This window comes from Streptosporangium sp. LJ11 (assembly GCF_051918945.1).
Classification (GTDB): Bacteria; Actinomycetota; Actinomycetes; order Streptosporangiales; family Streptosporangiaceae; genus Streptosporangium.
This window is the reverse complement of the sequence record NZ_JBPXMB010000027.1, coordinates 41,489-54,677: the sequence shown is the minus strand read 5'-3', so window position 1 is coordinate 54,677 and position 13,189 is coordinate 41,489. Positions and strand designations below refer to the sequence as shown.

14 protein-coding genes are annotated in these 13,189 nt (G+C 71.7%); 6 read left to right on the top strand and 8 right to left on the bottom strand.

The genetic code is table 11. From position 1 onward, the window contains the following. Window positions 1-6: 6 nt before the first annotated feature. Window positions 7-1,020 (top strand): DUF72 domain-containing protein, encoded by a 1,014-nt coding sequence (locus ACTOQ3_RS33600; protein WP_440087487.1) that lies wholly within the window; start codon window positions 7-9, stop codon window positions 1,018-1,020. 82 nt (window positions 1,021-1,102) lie between these two features. On the opposite strand, the gene ACTOQ3_RS33595 is transcribed toward ACTOQ3_RS33600, so the two are convergent. The 8 genes from ACTOQ3_RS33595 to ACTOQ3_RS33560 all read right to left on the bottom strand — a co-directional run bounded on the left by ACTOQ3_RS33595 (window position 1,103) and on the right by ACTOQ3_RS33560 (window position 9,211). Continuing rightward, window positions 1,103-1,375: a WhiB family transcriptional regulator gene (locus tag ACTOQ3_RS33595; protein WP_362686321.1), complete on the bottom strand. Its 273-nt coding sequence runs from the start codon at window positions 1,373-1,375 to the stop codon at window positions 1,103-1,105. A gap of 278 nt (window positions 1,376-1,653) precedes the next feature. Further along, on the bottom strand, window positions 1,654-3,312 hold the full coding sequence (locus tag ACTOQ3_RS33590; RefSeq protein ID WP_440087486.1) for a catalase: 1,659 nt from the start codon (window positions 3,310-3,312) through the stop codon (window positions 1,654-1,656). 198 nt (window positions 3,313-3,510) lie between these two features. Further along, a complete protein-coding gene (locus ACTOQ3_RS33585; protein ID WP_440087485.1) occupies window positions 3,511-3,903 on the bottom strand; it encodes a ChaB family protein in 393 nt (130 codons plus the stop codon). Window positions 3,904-3,980: 77 nt separating this feature from the next. After that, the gene (locus tag ACTOQ3_RS33580; protein WP_440087483.1) at window positions 3,981-4,982 is read right to left on the bottom strand and encodes a DNA topoisomerase IB; all 1,002 of its coding nucleotides are present in this window, start codon (window positions 4,980-4,982) and stop codon (window positions 3,981-3,983) included. A 123-nt stretch (window positions 4,983-5,105) separates the two neighbouring features. Then, complete coding sequence (locus ACTOQ3_RS33575; protein ID WP_440087481.1) at window positions 5,106-6,056, bottom strand: DUF2268 domain-containing protein; 951 nt, start codon at window positions 6,054-6,056, stop codon at window positions 5,106-5,108. A gap of 93 nt (window positions 6,057-6,149) precedes the next feature. Beyond that, the gene (locus ACTOQ3_RS33570) at window positions 6,150-7,586 is read right to left on the bottom strand and encodes an FAD-dependent oxidoreductase (protein ID WP_440087480.1); all 1,437 of its coding nucleotides are present in this window, start codon (window positions 7,584-7,586) and stop codon (window positions 6,150-6,152) included. 1 nt (window position 7,587) lies between these two features. Next, the gene (locus tag ACTOQ3_RS33565; protein WP_440087479.1) at window positions 7,588-8,190 is read right to left on the bottom strand and encodes a PadR family transcriptional regulator; all 603 of its coding nucleotides are present in this window, start codon (window positions 8,188-8,190) and stop codon (window positions 7,588-7,590) included. 256 nt (window positions 8,191-8,446) lie between these two features. Further along, window positions 8,447-9,211, bottom strand: a complete 765-nt coding sequence (locus ACTOQ3_RS33560) for a hypothetical protein (protein ID WP_440087478.1) — start codon at window positions 9,209-9,211, stop codon at window positions 8,447-8,449. A 181-nt stretch (window positions 9,212-9,392) separates the two neighbouring features. Here ACTOQ3_RS33560 and ACTOQ3_RS33555 point away from each other — a divergent pair, with 181 nt between their 5' ends. The 5 genes from ACTOQ3_RS33555 (at window position 9,393) to ACTOQ3_RS33535 (ending at window position 13,185) form a co-directional block, all read left to right on the top strand. After that, on the top strand, window positions 9,393-10,397 hold the full coding sequence (locus ACTOQ3_RS33555; protein ID WP_440087477.1) for an AAA family ATPase: 1,005 nt from the start codon (window positions 9,393-9,395) through the stop codon (window positions 10,395-10,397). Next, the gene (locus ACTOQ3_RS33550; protein ID WP_440087476.1) at window positions 10,394-11,374 is read left to right on the top strand and encodes a DUF58 domain-containing protein; all 981 of its coding nucleotides are present in this window, start codon (window positions 10,394-10,396) and stop codon (window positions 11,372-11,374) included. The genes ACTOQ3_RS33555 and ACTOQ3_RS33550 overlap by 4 nt, the downstream gene beginning before the upstream one ends. Beyond that, a complete protein-coding gene (locus ACTOQ3_RS33545) occupies window positions 11,371-12,318 on the top strand; it encodes a VWA domain-containing protein (protein WP_440087475.1) in 948 nt (315 codons plus the stop codon). Before ACTOQ3_RS33550 ends, ACTOQ3_RS33545 begins: the two co-directional genes overlap by 4 nt. Before the next feature lie 112 nt (window positions 12,319-12,430). Then, entirely contained in the window at window positions 12,431-13,042 is a 612-nt protein-coding gene (locus tag ACTOQ3_RS33540; RefSeq protein ID WP_362686291.1) for a class I SAM-dependent methyltransferase, read from the top strand. Beyond that, entirely contained in the window at window positions 13,039-13,185 is a 147-nt protein-coding gene (locus tag ACTOQ3_RS33535) for a hypothetical protein (protein ID WP_440087474.1), read from the top strand. Before ACTOQ3_RS33540 ends, ACTOQ3_RS33535 begins: the two co-directional genes overlap by 4 nt. The last annotated feature ends 4 nt before the right edge of the window (window positions 13,186-13,189 follow it).

Sequence of the window (13,189 nt, the reverse complement as noted above, 5' to 3'; positions counted from 1 at the left end):
GCGGGTATGGGCAGGATCCTCGTGGGCACGGCCTCGTGGACGCACCGGTCGCTGCTGGAGTCGGGCTGGTATCCCGCCGACGCCTCCACCCCGGCGAAACGCCTGGCCTACTACGCGACGAGGTTCCCGATCGCCGAGGTGGACGCCACCTACTACCACCCGCCGTCACAGAGCACCGTGGAGGCGTGGCGCGACCGTACGCCCGCGGACTTCACCTTCGACGTCAAGGCGTTCTCCCTGCTGACCGGGCATCCCACCCGGCCCGCCTCCCTCTACAAGGACCTGCGGGAGGACCTCGGCGCGCCCCCGCAGCGCAACCTCTACCCGAAGGACGTGCCGCGGGAGATCGCCGACGAGGTCTGGCGGCGGTTCCTCGGCGCGCTGGAACCGCTGCACGAGGCGGGCAAGCTGGGGGCGGTGCTCTTCCAGTTCCCGCCGTGGTTCCCGATCGGGGAGGGCAACAGGCGCTACATCCTGGAGTGCGCCCGGCGCTGCGCGCCGATGCGCGTCAGCGTCGAGTTCCGCAACCACACCTGGATGGACGAGGAGAACCGCGAGGACACCCTGGCCTTCCTCGCCGAGCACGATCTCGCGTACGTGGGGGTCGACATGCCCCAGGGGCACACCTCGTCAATCCCGCCGGTCCTGGCCGCGACCTCCGGCCTCGCCGTGCTGCGGCTGCACGGGCACTCCGACAAGTGGACCAGCAAGAACGTCGACGAGCGCTTCGCGTACATGTACTCGGAGGCGGAGCTCGCGCGGTGGGCGGCCAGGGTCCTGGAACTCGCGGAGGGTGCCGAGGTGACCCACGTGCTCTTCAACAACTGCTGCGCGGACAACTCCCAGCGCAACGCCGCCCGCTTCCGCGCCCTCGTCGGGCAGACCGGGGAGCGCGGGGAGACCAGGGAGCGCGGGGAGCGGGGTGGAGCCGACGAGCCGGGCGGGCAGCTCGCCCTGGACTACGCGCCGGGCGGGCAGGGTGGGGCGGGCAGGTCACGGAAGGACCGGATGGCCGGCTGACGGCCGACGCGGAAAAGGACCGGGACGCGGGGACCCGGAAAATGCCGGAGAGGGCCGGGACGGCCCGTCGCCGCGGAAGGCGTTATCTGACCCTGCGCCTCTCCCCGGTCATGGCGGCCCTGCGCTCCTCCGGGGTGGTTCCTCCCCAGACGCCGTACATCTGCTGGGTGTTCAACGCGTACTCCAGGCAGCGCCCGCGCACCGGGCACCGGCGGCACACCGCCCTGGCGCGCTCGTACTGCTCACGGCCCGGTCCCTCGTAGGACACGGGGAAGAAAAGCTCGGGGTCCTCGCTGAGGCAGGACGAGCGGCGGGACCAGTGGATGATCGGAATGACGTTGCTCTTAACAGGCATGGCGATCCAATTGGGAGTAGGAACGGCTCAGGTGTCGGCGGCTCAGGTTGAGGATCGCGTGCCCGCTGTAATGGCATTCATACCTTTTAAGCGGAAAAATCGGGCGACCTTGACCGAGGATTTCGTGCTGCCCTGATCGTCCTGGTCAGAGGGTGGCCCGGGGCGAACGGACTGTCTGCCCGCCGCATCGGGACACCGTCCCGATGCCGTCGCCCCCGTTCGCGACTCCTCTCCGCGCCGGACCGGAGCGCGGCCCGCTCCGGTCCGGCGGCGGCTGCTTACAGCTGCGCCCGCGTCCTCTCGTCGGGCACGCAGTGGGTCATCTTCAGGCCGGTCACGTCGCGCGGCCCGTTCTTGCCGAGTCGGGACATCCGCTCGCGGTCCTCCTCGCTCAGGTCCTGGCTGGCCAGCGGCTCCAGGTGGGAGACGTCGTCGGGGCCGATCCCGAGTCCCTCCCCGACCCTGAGCCCGAGGTCGTCCTCGACCATCAGGAAGTGCCAGACCATGCGCTCCTGGACGGCGCGGTCGGCCTGCGTCAGCATGCCGACGAAGTTGAGCACGAGGTCGTCGCGCTCCCACTCCTCCATCAGCAGGTAGCGCTGGCCCGCCTGGGTGTAGTCGTTGGTCCGCGGGATGCGCTTGCGGGTCAGCCGCCCCGAGACGACCGGCCCCTGCTCGTCGTGGGTGGGGTACCTCCCCTCCCTGAGCCCCCCGGTGATGGACGGCTCGTAGTTGACGTGCGGGTTCTCGCCCTGCCCGTCGACGTGGTAGGTCATCTGGCCGTCGCGCTGGTTGGTGCGCACCTCGGCGTTCTTGGCCTGGTTGACCGGCAGCTGCAGGTAGTTCGGGCCCACCCGGTGGCGCTGGGTGTCGCTGTAGGAGAACGTGCGGCCCACCAGCATCTTGTCGTCGGAGAAGTCGAGACCGTCGACCAGGACGCCGGTGCCGAAGGAGATCTGCTCGTTCTCGGCGAAGTTGTTGGCCACGTTGCGGTCCAGGACCATCCTGCCGACCGGCATGGGCGGGAACTCGTTCTCCGGCCACACCTTGGTGTCGTCCAGCGGGTCGAAGTCCAGCTCGGGGTGCTCGTCGTCGCTCATGATCTGCACGAGCAGCTCCCACTCGGGGTGGTCGCCCCGGTCGATCGCCTCGCGCAGGTCCTTGGTGGCGTGCCCGAGCTCCTGCCCCTGTACGGCGGCGGCGTCCTCGGCGGTCATGCTGCGCACGCCCTGCTTGGGCATCCAGTGGTACTTGACCAGGTGGGTCTCGCCCTGGTCGTTCACCCACTTGTAGGTGTTGACGCCGAAGCCCTGCATGTGCCGGTAGTCGGTGGGGATGCCGCGCGGGCTGAACAGGTTGACGATCATGTGCATGCTCTCCGGCGTCTGCGACATGAAGTCGAAGATCCGGCCGGGCTCCTGCCTGAACGTCACCGGGTCCGGCTTGAGCGCGTGGATCACGTCGGGGAACTTGATGGCGTCCCTGATGAAGAAGACGCCGAGGTTGTTGCCGACGAGGTCCCAGTTGCCGTCCTCGGTGTAGAACTTCACCGCGAACCCGCGCGGGTCGCGGGCGGCCTCCGAGGAGTCCCTGCCGCCGATCACCGTGGAGAACCGCACGGCCACGTCGGTCCGCTTGCCGGCCTCCTGGAAGAGTTTCGCCCGCGTGTAGCGGCCGATCGGCTCGTCGCCGAGCTTGCCGTAGGCCTCGAAGTGGCCGTAGGCGGTCGTCCCCCGGGCGTGGACCACCCGCTCGGGGATGCGTTCACGGTCGAAGTGGCTGATCTTCTCCAGGAACTGGTAGTTCTCCAGCGTGGCCGGGCCCCTCGCGCCGACCGTGCGCTGGTTCTGGTTGTCGTAGACCTGGTGCCCCTGACGATTCGTCAGGACCGGACGGTCATCGCCCGGCTGGGGTCCCATGCTCGACACATCCGTCATGACGACGCTTCCTTCCCTGCCGCGATCGCTTCGGCGTGCGATATACATATCGATACACGGCCCCCTTATCCGACATAAGGCGCTTTATGGCGATAAGGAAGAAAATCTTCGCAAAAAGGGGCAGTGATTTACGCATGGCAATGCCCACCCGGGAACACGGTCCCCGGGTGGGCGTGCGGCGCTCAGGAGCTCAGGAGCTCAGCGGGCCTTCGCCGTGGCCCGCCGGTTCGCCTTCTTGATGGCCGAGACCAGCTCCTCCTTCGACATCGTGGACCGCCCCCTGACGTCCAGGCGCCTGGCCACGTCGTACAGGTGCTGTTTGGAGGCGTTGGCGTCCACCCCCTCGGCGGTCTTGCCCGCCTTGGGCCTGCTCCGGGCGGCCTGGGTGTCGGACGGGCCCTTGCGGCCCTTCGGCTCCCAGTGGTCGCCGACCTTCTCGAAGGAGTGCTTCAGCGCGGCGAACGCCGTGCGGTGCGCCCGCTCCCCCTCCCCGTAGGTCTCCACCGCGGAGTCATGTGCCTTGATCCACGTCTCCTGCGCCTTCTTCGGCGAACGCCGCAGGGTGGTCGGGATCTCCTCGCGTGCCGGCATTGCGTGGTCACCTCTCCTCTTTCTTCGCGGGGCACAACCTCAACGGCGACATGCCCGCCCGATCGCCGATCATGCCGTCACCTCCCGCCCAGCAGGGAGACGACGGCCCGCTCCACGGCGCCGTGCGTGGCCAGCCGCCCGAACCCGGTGTCGGCGCCCAGCCGGTCGAGCGCCCGCGCGACGGTCCTTCCCCTGCCGTACGCGTCGATGACGCGCGGGTCGATGTAGGAGGCGCGGGCGACGGCCGGGGTGTTGCCCAGGTAGTCGGCCACCTCCGCGACCACCCGGCTGACCGCCCTCCTCCTGCCGTTCCTGGAGCGGGCCCGGGAGGAGACGGCCAGGCCCACGGCGGCCAGGACCGTCGCGTGCCAGGTCCTGAAGTCCTTGGCGGACACCTCGGTCTCGAGCGTCTCACGCAGGTAGGCGTTGATGTCGTCGCTGCGCACGTCGGTCCAGCCGGAACCGTTCCGGTAGCGCAGCAGTTCCCCCTCCCCCTCGGCGTCGTGCAGCGCGGTGATCACCTTGCACACGTCCACGTCGACGATCTGCAGCTCCCTGGGCTTGCCTCCCTTGGCCGGGTAGGAGCAGATGACGCGCCCCGCCGAGCAGGTGACGTGCTCCATCCTGAGCGTGGCCAGCCCGAAGGACTCGTACGACTCCCCGCCGACCCGGAAGAACCCGATGTCGAGCATCCGCGCCGCGGCGGCCAGCACCCGCTCGCGCGGCAGCCCGCGCCGCCCCAGGTGCTCGGCCACCCGCTCCCTGAACACCGGCAGCCGCTCGGCCATGCGCCGCACCCGGTCGAACTTCGCCCGGTCCTGCTCCTCGCGCCAGACGTCGTGGTAGCGGTACTGGCGGCGTCCCGCGGCGTCGGTGCCGATCGCCTGGATGTGCCCGTCCGCCGACCGGCAGATCCACACGTCGGTCCAGGCGGGCGGCAGGGCCAGCGCCCTGATCCGGTTGAGGACACGGCGGTCGCGGACCGGCGTGCCGTTCGAATAGTGATAGCTGAACCCCCTGCCCCGGCGCCGTCGCAGGATGCCGGGCTCGGCGGGGTCGCTCTGCCGGAGTTCGCTCACGGCCGCCCCCTACCCCGCGTGGTCCCTCTCATGAGAGCGGCGATCGAACTCCTGGGGAGGGAGGGTACGAGGGTGGCGGCCGGAGCCTTCGACCGCGCCCAGGCCGTCACCGCCGCCTGCGGATCAGGCTTCGTCTCCCCCCGCCGAGACCCCGGAGACCACCTGGGACTTCTGGGACCGCTGGGACGGCTGGGACGGCTGGACGGTCACCCCGGCGTTGCGCAGGATCTCCTCCCCGGGCAGCACCGTGCTCTGCGCGACCGTCAGGCCGGACGCGGCCAGGTGGGCGTCCACGATGCGCAGGCCCACCCCGTAACCGGCCATGTCGGGGACGCCGGCCGGTTCCCGGCCGAACCTGCTCATGGCCGTGTCGCCCAGCACGTAGGCCGGGGTGTTCCACATGCCCTGCAGACCCGCGGCCGCGGTGATCGTCTCGTACGCGCGGTCGAACTCCGCGCCGGTCACCATCCCCGACCACGGGCCCATGGCCTCGGGGCCCGACAGTTCCCTGACGAACGCCTCGGCCAGCCCCTCGGACACGACGTGCTCGCCGACCGTGACCGTCGCGGGGTTCCACTCCACGTTGCGGTAGCGCACCTGGTGGTGGAACTCGTGCACCGCGCAGTGGGCGATCCTGCCGATGACGTCGTCCGAGGGCCAGGCCAGCAGGTAGAGCCAGCCCGGCGAGCCGCCCATGCCGTAGTAGCCGCCGGCGACGTTGGTGAGGTACGCGTCGTCGGGGTCGCCGAGCACGAGCATGACCTGCAGGCTCTCCGGCCCCTTGAGGTCCGGCACGGCGTCGCCGAGATGCCTCCAGGCGGACCGCAGGGCGTCCTCGATCTGGCCGCGCACGTCCCGCTCGACCAGCCGCCGCAGCGCGGGGAGGTGGCGGTCGTCGTCACGGTCCACGCGGAAGCCGCCGCCCATGTGGTGGATGTCGACGAGGTCGCCGGACATGGGAATGGCCTCGCGCATGGGCGCCAGCATCGCGCGCAGCGCCTCCGGGCGCCGCTCCAGCGGGAGATTCGCCAGGTCCAGCATGACCCGTGGGGTGTCGTGAACGATGATTTCCATGCCCGCGACGGTAAAGGCTCCCGTTACGGGAGACTCAAGCGAATTACCGGCGAGGAGCCGGGGAACGCGGGGGCGGTCACGGATCGCCCGCCCTCAGGGGCGCGCCACCGTCTCCCCCTCCCCTGCCGCGCCGTCGGTCCACAGGCGGCCGAAGCTCATCCGCTTGACCGGCGGCAGGGTGTCGCACAGGCGGAACCAGGCCTTCGCGCCGCGCCGGACGAGAGGGTTGCCGGAGATCATGAACTCCGCGAACCTCGCGGAGGTGCGGACGGCACCGAAGCCGTACTCGCGCATCCGGGTCTCGTAGCCGCCTATGGCCTCCGTCAGGCCGCCCCTGCCCCGCCGGAACGCCACCAGCCTGCTCGCCAGCAGGGCGGCGTCGCGCAGCGCCGTGTTGGCGCCGAAGCCCATCGCGGGCGTCATGTTGTGGATGGCGTCCCCGAGCAGCGTCACCGGCGTCGCGGGCCACCGGCCGACGGGGACGGAGGTCTTGAACGGCATCAACTGGACACTGGCCGGGTCGGCCTCGGCGACCAGGCGGCGCAGGTCGGGGTGCCAGCCGGAGGTCATCGTCCCGGCCAGAGCCTTGAGCCCGTCACCGTCGAGGTCCGCGGCCCCGGCCGGATAGGTCCCGTGAGGGGCGACGAAGGCCCACAGCACGTAGTCCTGGAGATCGTCGACCAGGGACCTCAGGTCGAGCCCGAACCCGGCGAGGCCGGTCTCCAGATCGGCGAGGCCCTCTTCCCGCGCGGTGCGGCCGGCTCCTCCGGCGACCCCGGGCTCACGGGCGGAACCGGGACCCGCCCCCCGGGCGAGGAGGCGATCCGCCCTGCGTCTGCCGTTGAAGGCCGCGGTGAACATGGCGCTCCCGCTCGGCGGCAGGATGAGGTTGAGCCCGTCGGCGAGGTTTCCGGGCAGCCACCCGCGGACCCGGTCGTCCAGCGGCAGCCGGGCGCCGATCGCGAGCGCGCCGGTGTCGACACGGCGGGCCCGCGGCAGATACTGGCCGCGTACGCGCGAGTTGGCGCCGTCCGCGCCGACCAGCACGTCCCCGGTGGCCGAGGTGCCGTCGGCGAAGAAGGCGACGATCCTGCCGTCCGGCCTCACCTCGTAGCGCTGGAAGGTCCTGCCGTGGTGGACGACGCCCTCCAGCCCGGCCAGCAGGAGCCTGCGCAGGGTGGTGCGGCTGACCGCGTACTGGCCCCCCGAGGGGTCGGCCGCCCCGCCGGTCATCACGCTCTCCTCCACGAACACGAGTTCTCGCAGCTGGTGGGTGTGGAAGCCGAAGCCGGGGCCGGGGTGGCCGGAGGTGGCGAGGAACGCCTCCCACAGCGGGCCCGGCAGGCACCGGTGCAACGCCCGGCTGCCGATCTGGTTCAGGTGGATGCGGTAGCCCCGCACCCAGCCGGCGGCGTCGCGCTCGCGCTCGTAGACCTGGACGTTCACCCCGGAGGGCAGCAGCGCCTGGGCCAGCGCCAGGCCTCCTATGCCGCCTCCGACGACGAGGACGTCGAGTGGTCTCGCGGGCATGTCAGGCTCCTTCGCCGTCGTTGTCGCCGTCGTTGTCGCCGGGGGGCGTCCCGGGGGATCCCCCGGCGCCGAGGAGCCGGGGCAGTTCGTCGAGCAGCGTCTCGTGCCAGGTGATCTCCGCCCGCAGGCGGACGAGGGTGTGGTCGAAACCGAGCGGTTCGAGGCCGCGGAGGTGGGGGGTGGCCGCCTCCCTCAGCCGCTGCCAGGTCTGGAGCTCGGCGGTGAGCTTGCGGTGCCGGTCCTCGATGACGGCCCGCAGCTCCCCCTCGCCCATGTCGGAGCTGAGCTGGAGAGCGAGGTCCACGGGGTCGGGCCGCAGGCGGGTGTCGCGCAGGGCCGCCTCGCGCAGCGACTCCAGCTCCAGCCCGCCGTCCTCGGTGATCGCGTAGACGGTCCGCGCCGGGAGGTTGCCCTGCTGCTCGGTGCGCACCGTCTCGATCACCCCTTCGGCCTCCATCCGGTGCAGCGCCCCGTACAGGGACCCGACCTTGATGTCGGTCCACAGCTCGGTCCGGTCCGTCTGCGCGCTCTGCCGGATCTGGTGACCGTGCATCGGCCCCCGGCGGGCCAGCGCCCCCAGGATGAACAATCGCGTACTACTCATGCGACTACTCAAACACGAGTAGATGGGGATAGTCAAACATGAGTACTCGTAAGCGAGTAGTAAGACAGAGAAGACCCATGGGATCTCCCCCCGGACACGCACCCGGCTCACTTAAAGCCCGACGGAGGCACCTCGCCCGGGCAGGCCTTTTCGACAGGGGAGATGCGATCTTCCCGCCTGGGCGTCCACCCGGTTCACTTCGGGCCCGGCGGGCGTGTCCGGCCCCGGGGCGTCCGGACGCACCGGGCGGGCGCCCCTAGATGGGCTCGCCCTCGTTCTCGTCGCCCTCCTGCGGGCCGGGCGTGCCGGTCCCGCTCTGGCTCGGCGACGGCGACGGGGTGGGCCGGCCCGGCTCGGGCGTCGCCGGGACCGGCGGCGGGGTCGGGACGAACACCGTGGGCGGCAGCGGCCTCGGCAACGGCTCGAAATCGTCTTCCCTGCGCAGCAGGAACCAGACCATCACCGCCAGCAGCACGAGCAGCACGGTCAGCACGACCCCGGCGATGATCACGGACCTGCGGGTCTCGGTCGGCGGCGGCGCGCCCTTGGGCGGCGCGGGCAGCGCGGGCGAGCGGTCGCCCACCCAGTGCGGCGCGAAGTCGGGGCCGTGCTGCTCGCCGATCAGCGTGCCGCTGACCAGCACCGGTTCCAGGAACCGCTCCGCCCCGGCCCTGTCGGGCTCGTACGGCGTGGCCACCCACGGGGCGCTCCCGCCGTCCATCGCCAGCACCTGCGGGACCGTGTCGGCCACCGCGGTGCGCGCGCGTGTCGCCCTGGCCACCCAGCCCCGCACGCCGGAACGGCTCGCCGTCGCGTCGCGGACCCCGGTGACGAAGCGGTCGCGGGCCGCCGGGTCGAGCGCCGCCCCCTTGGTCAGCACCGCGACCGAGACGGCCCGGCCGTCGGGCGCCAGCCCGAGGTAGACCAGCCCGGCGGGTCCCACGCGCAGGCGGGCCTGCACGAGGAAGGGCCCCAGCTGGGGCGGGTCACCGTACTGGAGTGGAGTGGCCACGTCTGACATGAAAGCACACCCGGCCGATCACACCACGCCCCGCGGGCCGCCGGGACGGGCCGCCCCGCGGGCACGCGGGGGCACGCCGGGGGCGCCCTGCGGGCACGCGGCGGGCACGCGGCGGGCGCTGTCAGGAAATACGGGGCGGGCCCGTCGTGCGAGCCGCCATTTCATTTGATGGAATACCGACATGACCGTCGCCGAAGAACTGCCGAGCGAGACCGACACCGGATTGCTGCGCGACGCCCTGACCGAGGTCCGGCGGGTCATCGTCGGGCAGGAGCACATGGTGGAGCGGTTGCTCGTGGCGCTCCTGGCCAGGGGCCACTGCCTGCTGGAGGGGGTGCCGGGGGTGGCCAAGACCCTGGCGGCCTCGACCCTGGCCACGGTGGTCGGCGGGGAGTTCGCCCGCATCCAGTTCACCCCGGACCTGGTCCCGAGCGACATCGTGGGAACCCGGGTGTACCACCCGTCCCGCGAGGCCTTCGACGTCGAGCTCGGCCCGGTGTTCGTCAACTTCCTGCTCGCCGACGAGATCAACAGGGCCCCGGCCAAGGTCCAGTCGGCGCTGCTGGAGGTCATGGCCGAGCGGCAGGTGACCCTCGCCGGGGAGACCCATCCGCTGCCCAGGCCGTTCATCGTGCTGGCCACCCAGAACCCGATCGAGTCGGAGGGCGTCTACCCCCTTCCCGAGGTCCAGCGCGACCGGTTCCTGTTCAAGGTCCGCGTCACCCATCCCAGCGCCCACGAGGAGCTGGAGATCCTGCACCGGATGAGCGTGACCCCGCCGACCCCCAGGCCGGTGCTCGACCCCGCGCGGCTGGCCGCGCTGCAGGCCATGGCCGACCAGGTCTCGGTCCACCAGCTCGTCGCCGACTACGTGGTCAGGCTCGTGATGGCCACCCGCTCCCCCGCCGAATACGGCCTGCCCGAGCTGCAGGAGAACATCGAGATCGGCGTCAGCCCCCGGGCCACCCTCGGCCTGGTCGCCGCGGGACGCGGCCTGGCGCTGCTGCGCGGCCGCGACTACCTGCTCCCCGACGACGTGCGCGACGTGGCGGTGGACGTGATGTCCCACCGGCTGATGCTCACCTTCGACGCCATCGCCGACGGGATCGACCCCGAGGACGTGGTCCGCCAGGTCCTCGCCGCGGTGCCGCCCCCGCTCGTCGTCTGGAACCAGGGCTCCCGGTGACCGGCCTCGAAGGCGCCGGCGATCCCGACCTGAGTACGGCCGAGCAGGCGTTGCGGCGACTGGAGCTCACCATCGTCCGGCGCCTGGACGGGCTGCTGCAGGGCGCCCACCAGGGACTCCTCCCCGGTCCGGGAAGCGAGTTCGGCGACAGCCGCGTCTACGTGCCCGGCGAGGACGACATCCGGCGGATGGACTGGGCGGTGACCGCCCGCACGACCGTCCCGCACGTGCGCGACCTGATCGCCGACCGGGAGCTGGAGACCTGGGCTCTGGCGGACCTGTCGCCCAGCATGGACTTCGGCACCGCCGGCATGGAGAAGCGGGACCTGGTCGTGGCCGCCGTCGGGGCGATCGGCTTCCTGTCGGGCCGGATCGGCAACCGCTTCGGCACGTACGTCCTGCACGACGAGTACGTCCACCGGATGCCCGCCAGGAGCGGCCGCCCGGCGCTGTACGGCCTGCTGCACTCGCTGATGGACGCCCCCAGGGGCCGCGCCGTCGCCGGTGCCCCCGATCTGGCCGAGGCCATCGAGATCCTGGCCTCGGCGCGGCGGCGGCGCGGCCTGCGGGTGATCGTCTCCGACTTCCTCGACCCCGAGCCCACCCTCGATCCCGGCCTGGAGCTGCCCTGGGAGCGGCCGATCCGGCGGCTCGCCGCCCACCACCAGGTGCTGGCCGTCGAGGTGATCGACCCTCGCGAGCTGGAGCTGCCGCCGGTCGGGCTGGTCAGCATGACCGACCCGGAGACGGGACGGAGCCGCCAGATCCAGCTCACGTCCCGGGTCCGCCAGGCCTACGCGGAGGCCGCCGCCGCGCAGCGGATGACCAACCAGGTGGCGTTGCGCCGCTGCGGGGTGGCCCACCTGGTGTTGCGCACCGACCGCGACTGGGTGTTCGACATCGCGCAGTTCGTGCTGCGGCAGCGTCGCATGGCGCACCTGACCCATCGGCCCCCGAGGTCGGGAGCGACACGGTGACATTCCTCTCTCCGGCCTGGATGTGGCTGTTCGCCGCGCTGGCGCTGCTGGTGGCGGGCTACGTGGCCGCCCAGTTCGCCCGGCGCCGTTACGCGCTGCGCTTCACCAACCTGCCCCTGCTGACGCTGGTGGCCCCCGCCGGGCCCGGCTGGCGCCGGCACGTGGCCCCGGCGCTGTTCCTCGTCATGATGAGCCTGCTGATCGTGGGCGCGGCCCGTCCCGCCGACTCGGTGCGCATCCCCCGCGACCGGGCGACGATCATCATCGCGCTGGACGTCTCGCTGTCGATGGAGGCCGACGACGTCCAGCCGAACCGGATCACCGCGGCCAAGGAGGCCGCCCAGAAGTTCGTCGCGGACCTGCCGGAACGGTTCAACGTCGGGCTGGTCGCCTTCGCCCGTTCCGCGTCGGTCGTGGTCTCGCCCACCACCGACCACCAGGCGGTCGGCACCTCCCTCGGCACCCTCGGCACCCGGGCGGGCACCGCGATCGGCGAGGCGGTGTTCAGCTCCCTGGAGTCGCTGCGCTCCTTCGACCAGCAGGCGGTGACCGACCCGCCCCCGGCCGCGATCGTGCTGCTGTCCGACGGCGACAACACCTCGGGACGTTCGGTGGCCGAGGCGATCGACTCGGCCAAGAGCGTACGGGTCCCGGTCTCCACGATCGCCTACGGCACCCAGGAGGGGACGGTCTCGATCGACGGCCGCGACGTGAACGTCCCGGTGAACAAGGCCACCCTGCAGACCCTGTCGGAGGGCACGGGCGGCCGGGCCTACCAGGCGGAGTCGGGCAGCGAGCTGAAGCAGGTGTACGAGCAGATCGGCACCTCGCTGGGCTACCGGACGGTCAACCAGGAGATCACCCATTGGTTCGTGGTGGCGGCGATCCTGGCCGGGCTGCTGACCGCCGGGGTGGCCCTGCTGCTGGGGTCGCGGATCCCCTGACCCCCGTGACCCCCGTGACCCTCGTCCGGCGGGGGCGGGCCTACGGGTGGGGATCGCGGCCGGGGGCGCGGCCGCCCTGAGCCGGTCCCGGCCGTTGGTAACGTTCTACGACGTGGCACATTACTTCGAGGAGCGTCCGGAGACCGCGGGCCGTCCCGGCTCGGTCACGCTCGTGCTCCCCGACCTCCATCTGAGACTGGAGACCGACAGCGGGGTGTTCTCCGCCGAGCGCGTCGACCAGGGCACCCGGATCCTGCTGGAGAGCGTCCCCCCTCCGCCGCCGGGCGGCGACCTGCTCGACCTGGGCTGCGGCTACGGGCCGATCGCGCTGACGATGGCCTCGCGCGCCCCGGAGGCGACGGTCTGGGCGGTGGACGTCAACCGCAGGTCGATCGAGCTGTGCGCGAGAAACGCCAGGGCCGCCTCCCTTGACAAAGTAAGGTCGATGCATGTCGACGAGGTCCCGCCGGAGGTGCGGTTCTCCGCCATCTGGTCCAATCCGGCGATCCGCATCGGCAAGGCCGCGATGCACGAGATGCTGACCCGCTGGCTGTCGCGCCTCACCCCGGACGGCGTCGCCCACCTGGTGGTCCAGAAGCACCTGGGCTCCGACTCCCTGCAGCGCTGGCTGAACGAGCGGGGCTGGCCCGCCGAGCGCGTGGCCTCCCGCTCCTCGTACCGGATCCTCCGGGTGGAGGCGCGCCCGGAGGCGGAGCCGCGGTGAGCCCCCGCTTCCCCCGCGAGCACGCCGGCGCGACGGGTACGGGCAGGCGAGCACGGGCGGGCACGGGCGGCGGCACGGTGGCGGGCGAGAAGCGGATCACCGCGAAACACACGGGACGAACGAGGAACGACGAGGAACGGTGAACGA

Bases quoted from the DNA above. Each gene is read 5' to 3' on its own strand.
- ACTOQ3_RS33570 (WP_440087480.1), bottom strand. From the start codon at position 7,586: ATGCCCGCGAGACCACTCGACGTCCTCGTCGTCGGAGGCGGCATAGGA.
- ACTOQ3_RS33560 (WP_440087478.1), bottom strand. From the start codon at position 9,211: ATGTCAGACGTGGCCACTCCACTCCAGTACGGTGACCCGCCCCAGCTG.
- ACTOQ3_RS33590 (WP_440087486.1), bottom strand. From the start codon at position 3,312: ATGACGGATGTGTCGAGCATGGGACCCCAGCCGGGCGATGACCGTCCG.
- ACTOQ3_RS33595 (WP_362686321.1), bottom strand. From the start codon at position 1,375: ATGCCTGTTAAGAGCAACGTCATTCCGATCATCCACTGGTCCCGCCGC.
- ACTOQ3_RS33585 (WP_440087485.1), bottom strand. From the start codon at position 3,903: ATGCCGGCACGCGAGGAGATCCCGACCACCCTGCGGCGTTCGCCGAAG.
- ACTOQ3_RS33600 (WP_440087487.1), top strand. From the start codon at position 7: ATGGGCAGGATCCTCGTGGGCACGGCCTCGTGGACGCACCGGTCGCTG.
- ACTOQ3_RS33555 (WP_440087477.1), top strand. From the start codon at position 9,393: ATGACCGTCGCCGAAGAACTGCCGAGCGAGACCGACACCGGATTGCTG.
- ACTOQ3_RS33575 (WP_440087481.1), bottom strand. From the start codon at position 6,056: ATGGAAATCATCGTTCACGACACCCCACGGGTCATGCTGGACCTGGCG.
- ACTOQ3_RS33565 (WP_440087479.1), bottom strand. From the start codon at position 8,190: ATGAGTAGTACGCGATTGTTCATCCTGGGGGCGCTGGCCCGCCGGGGG.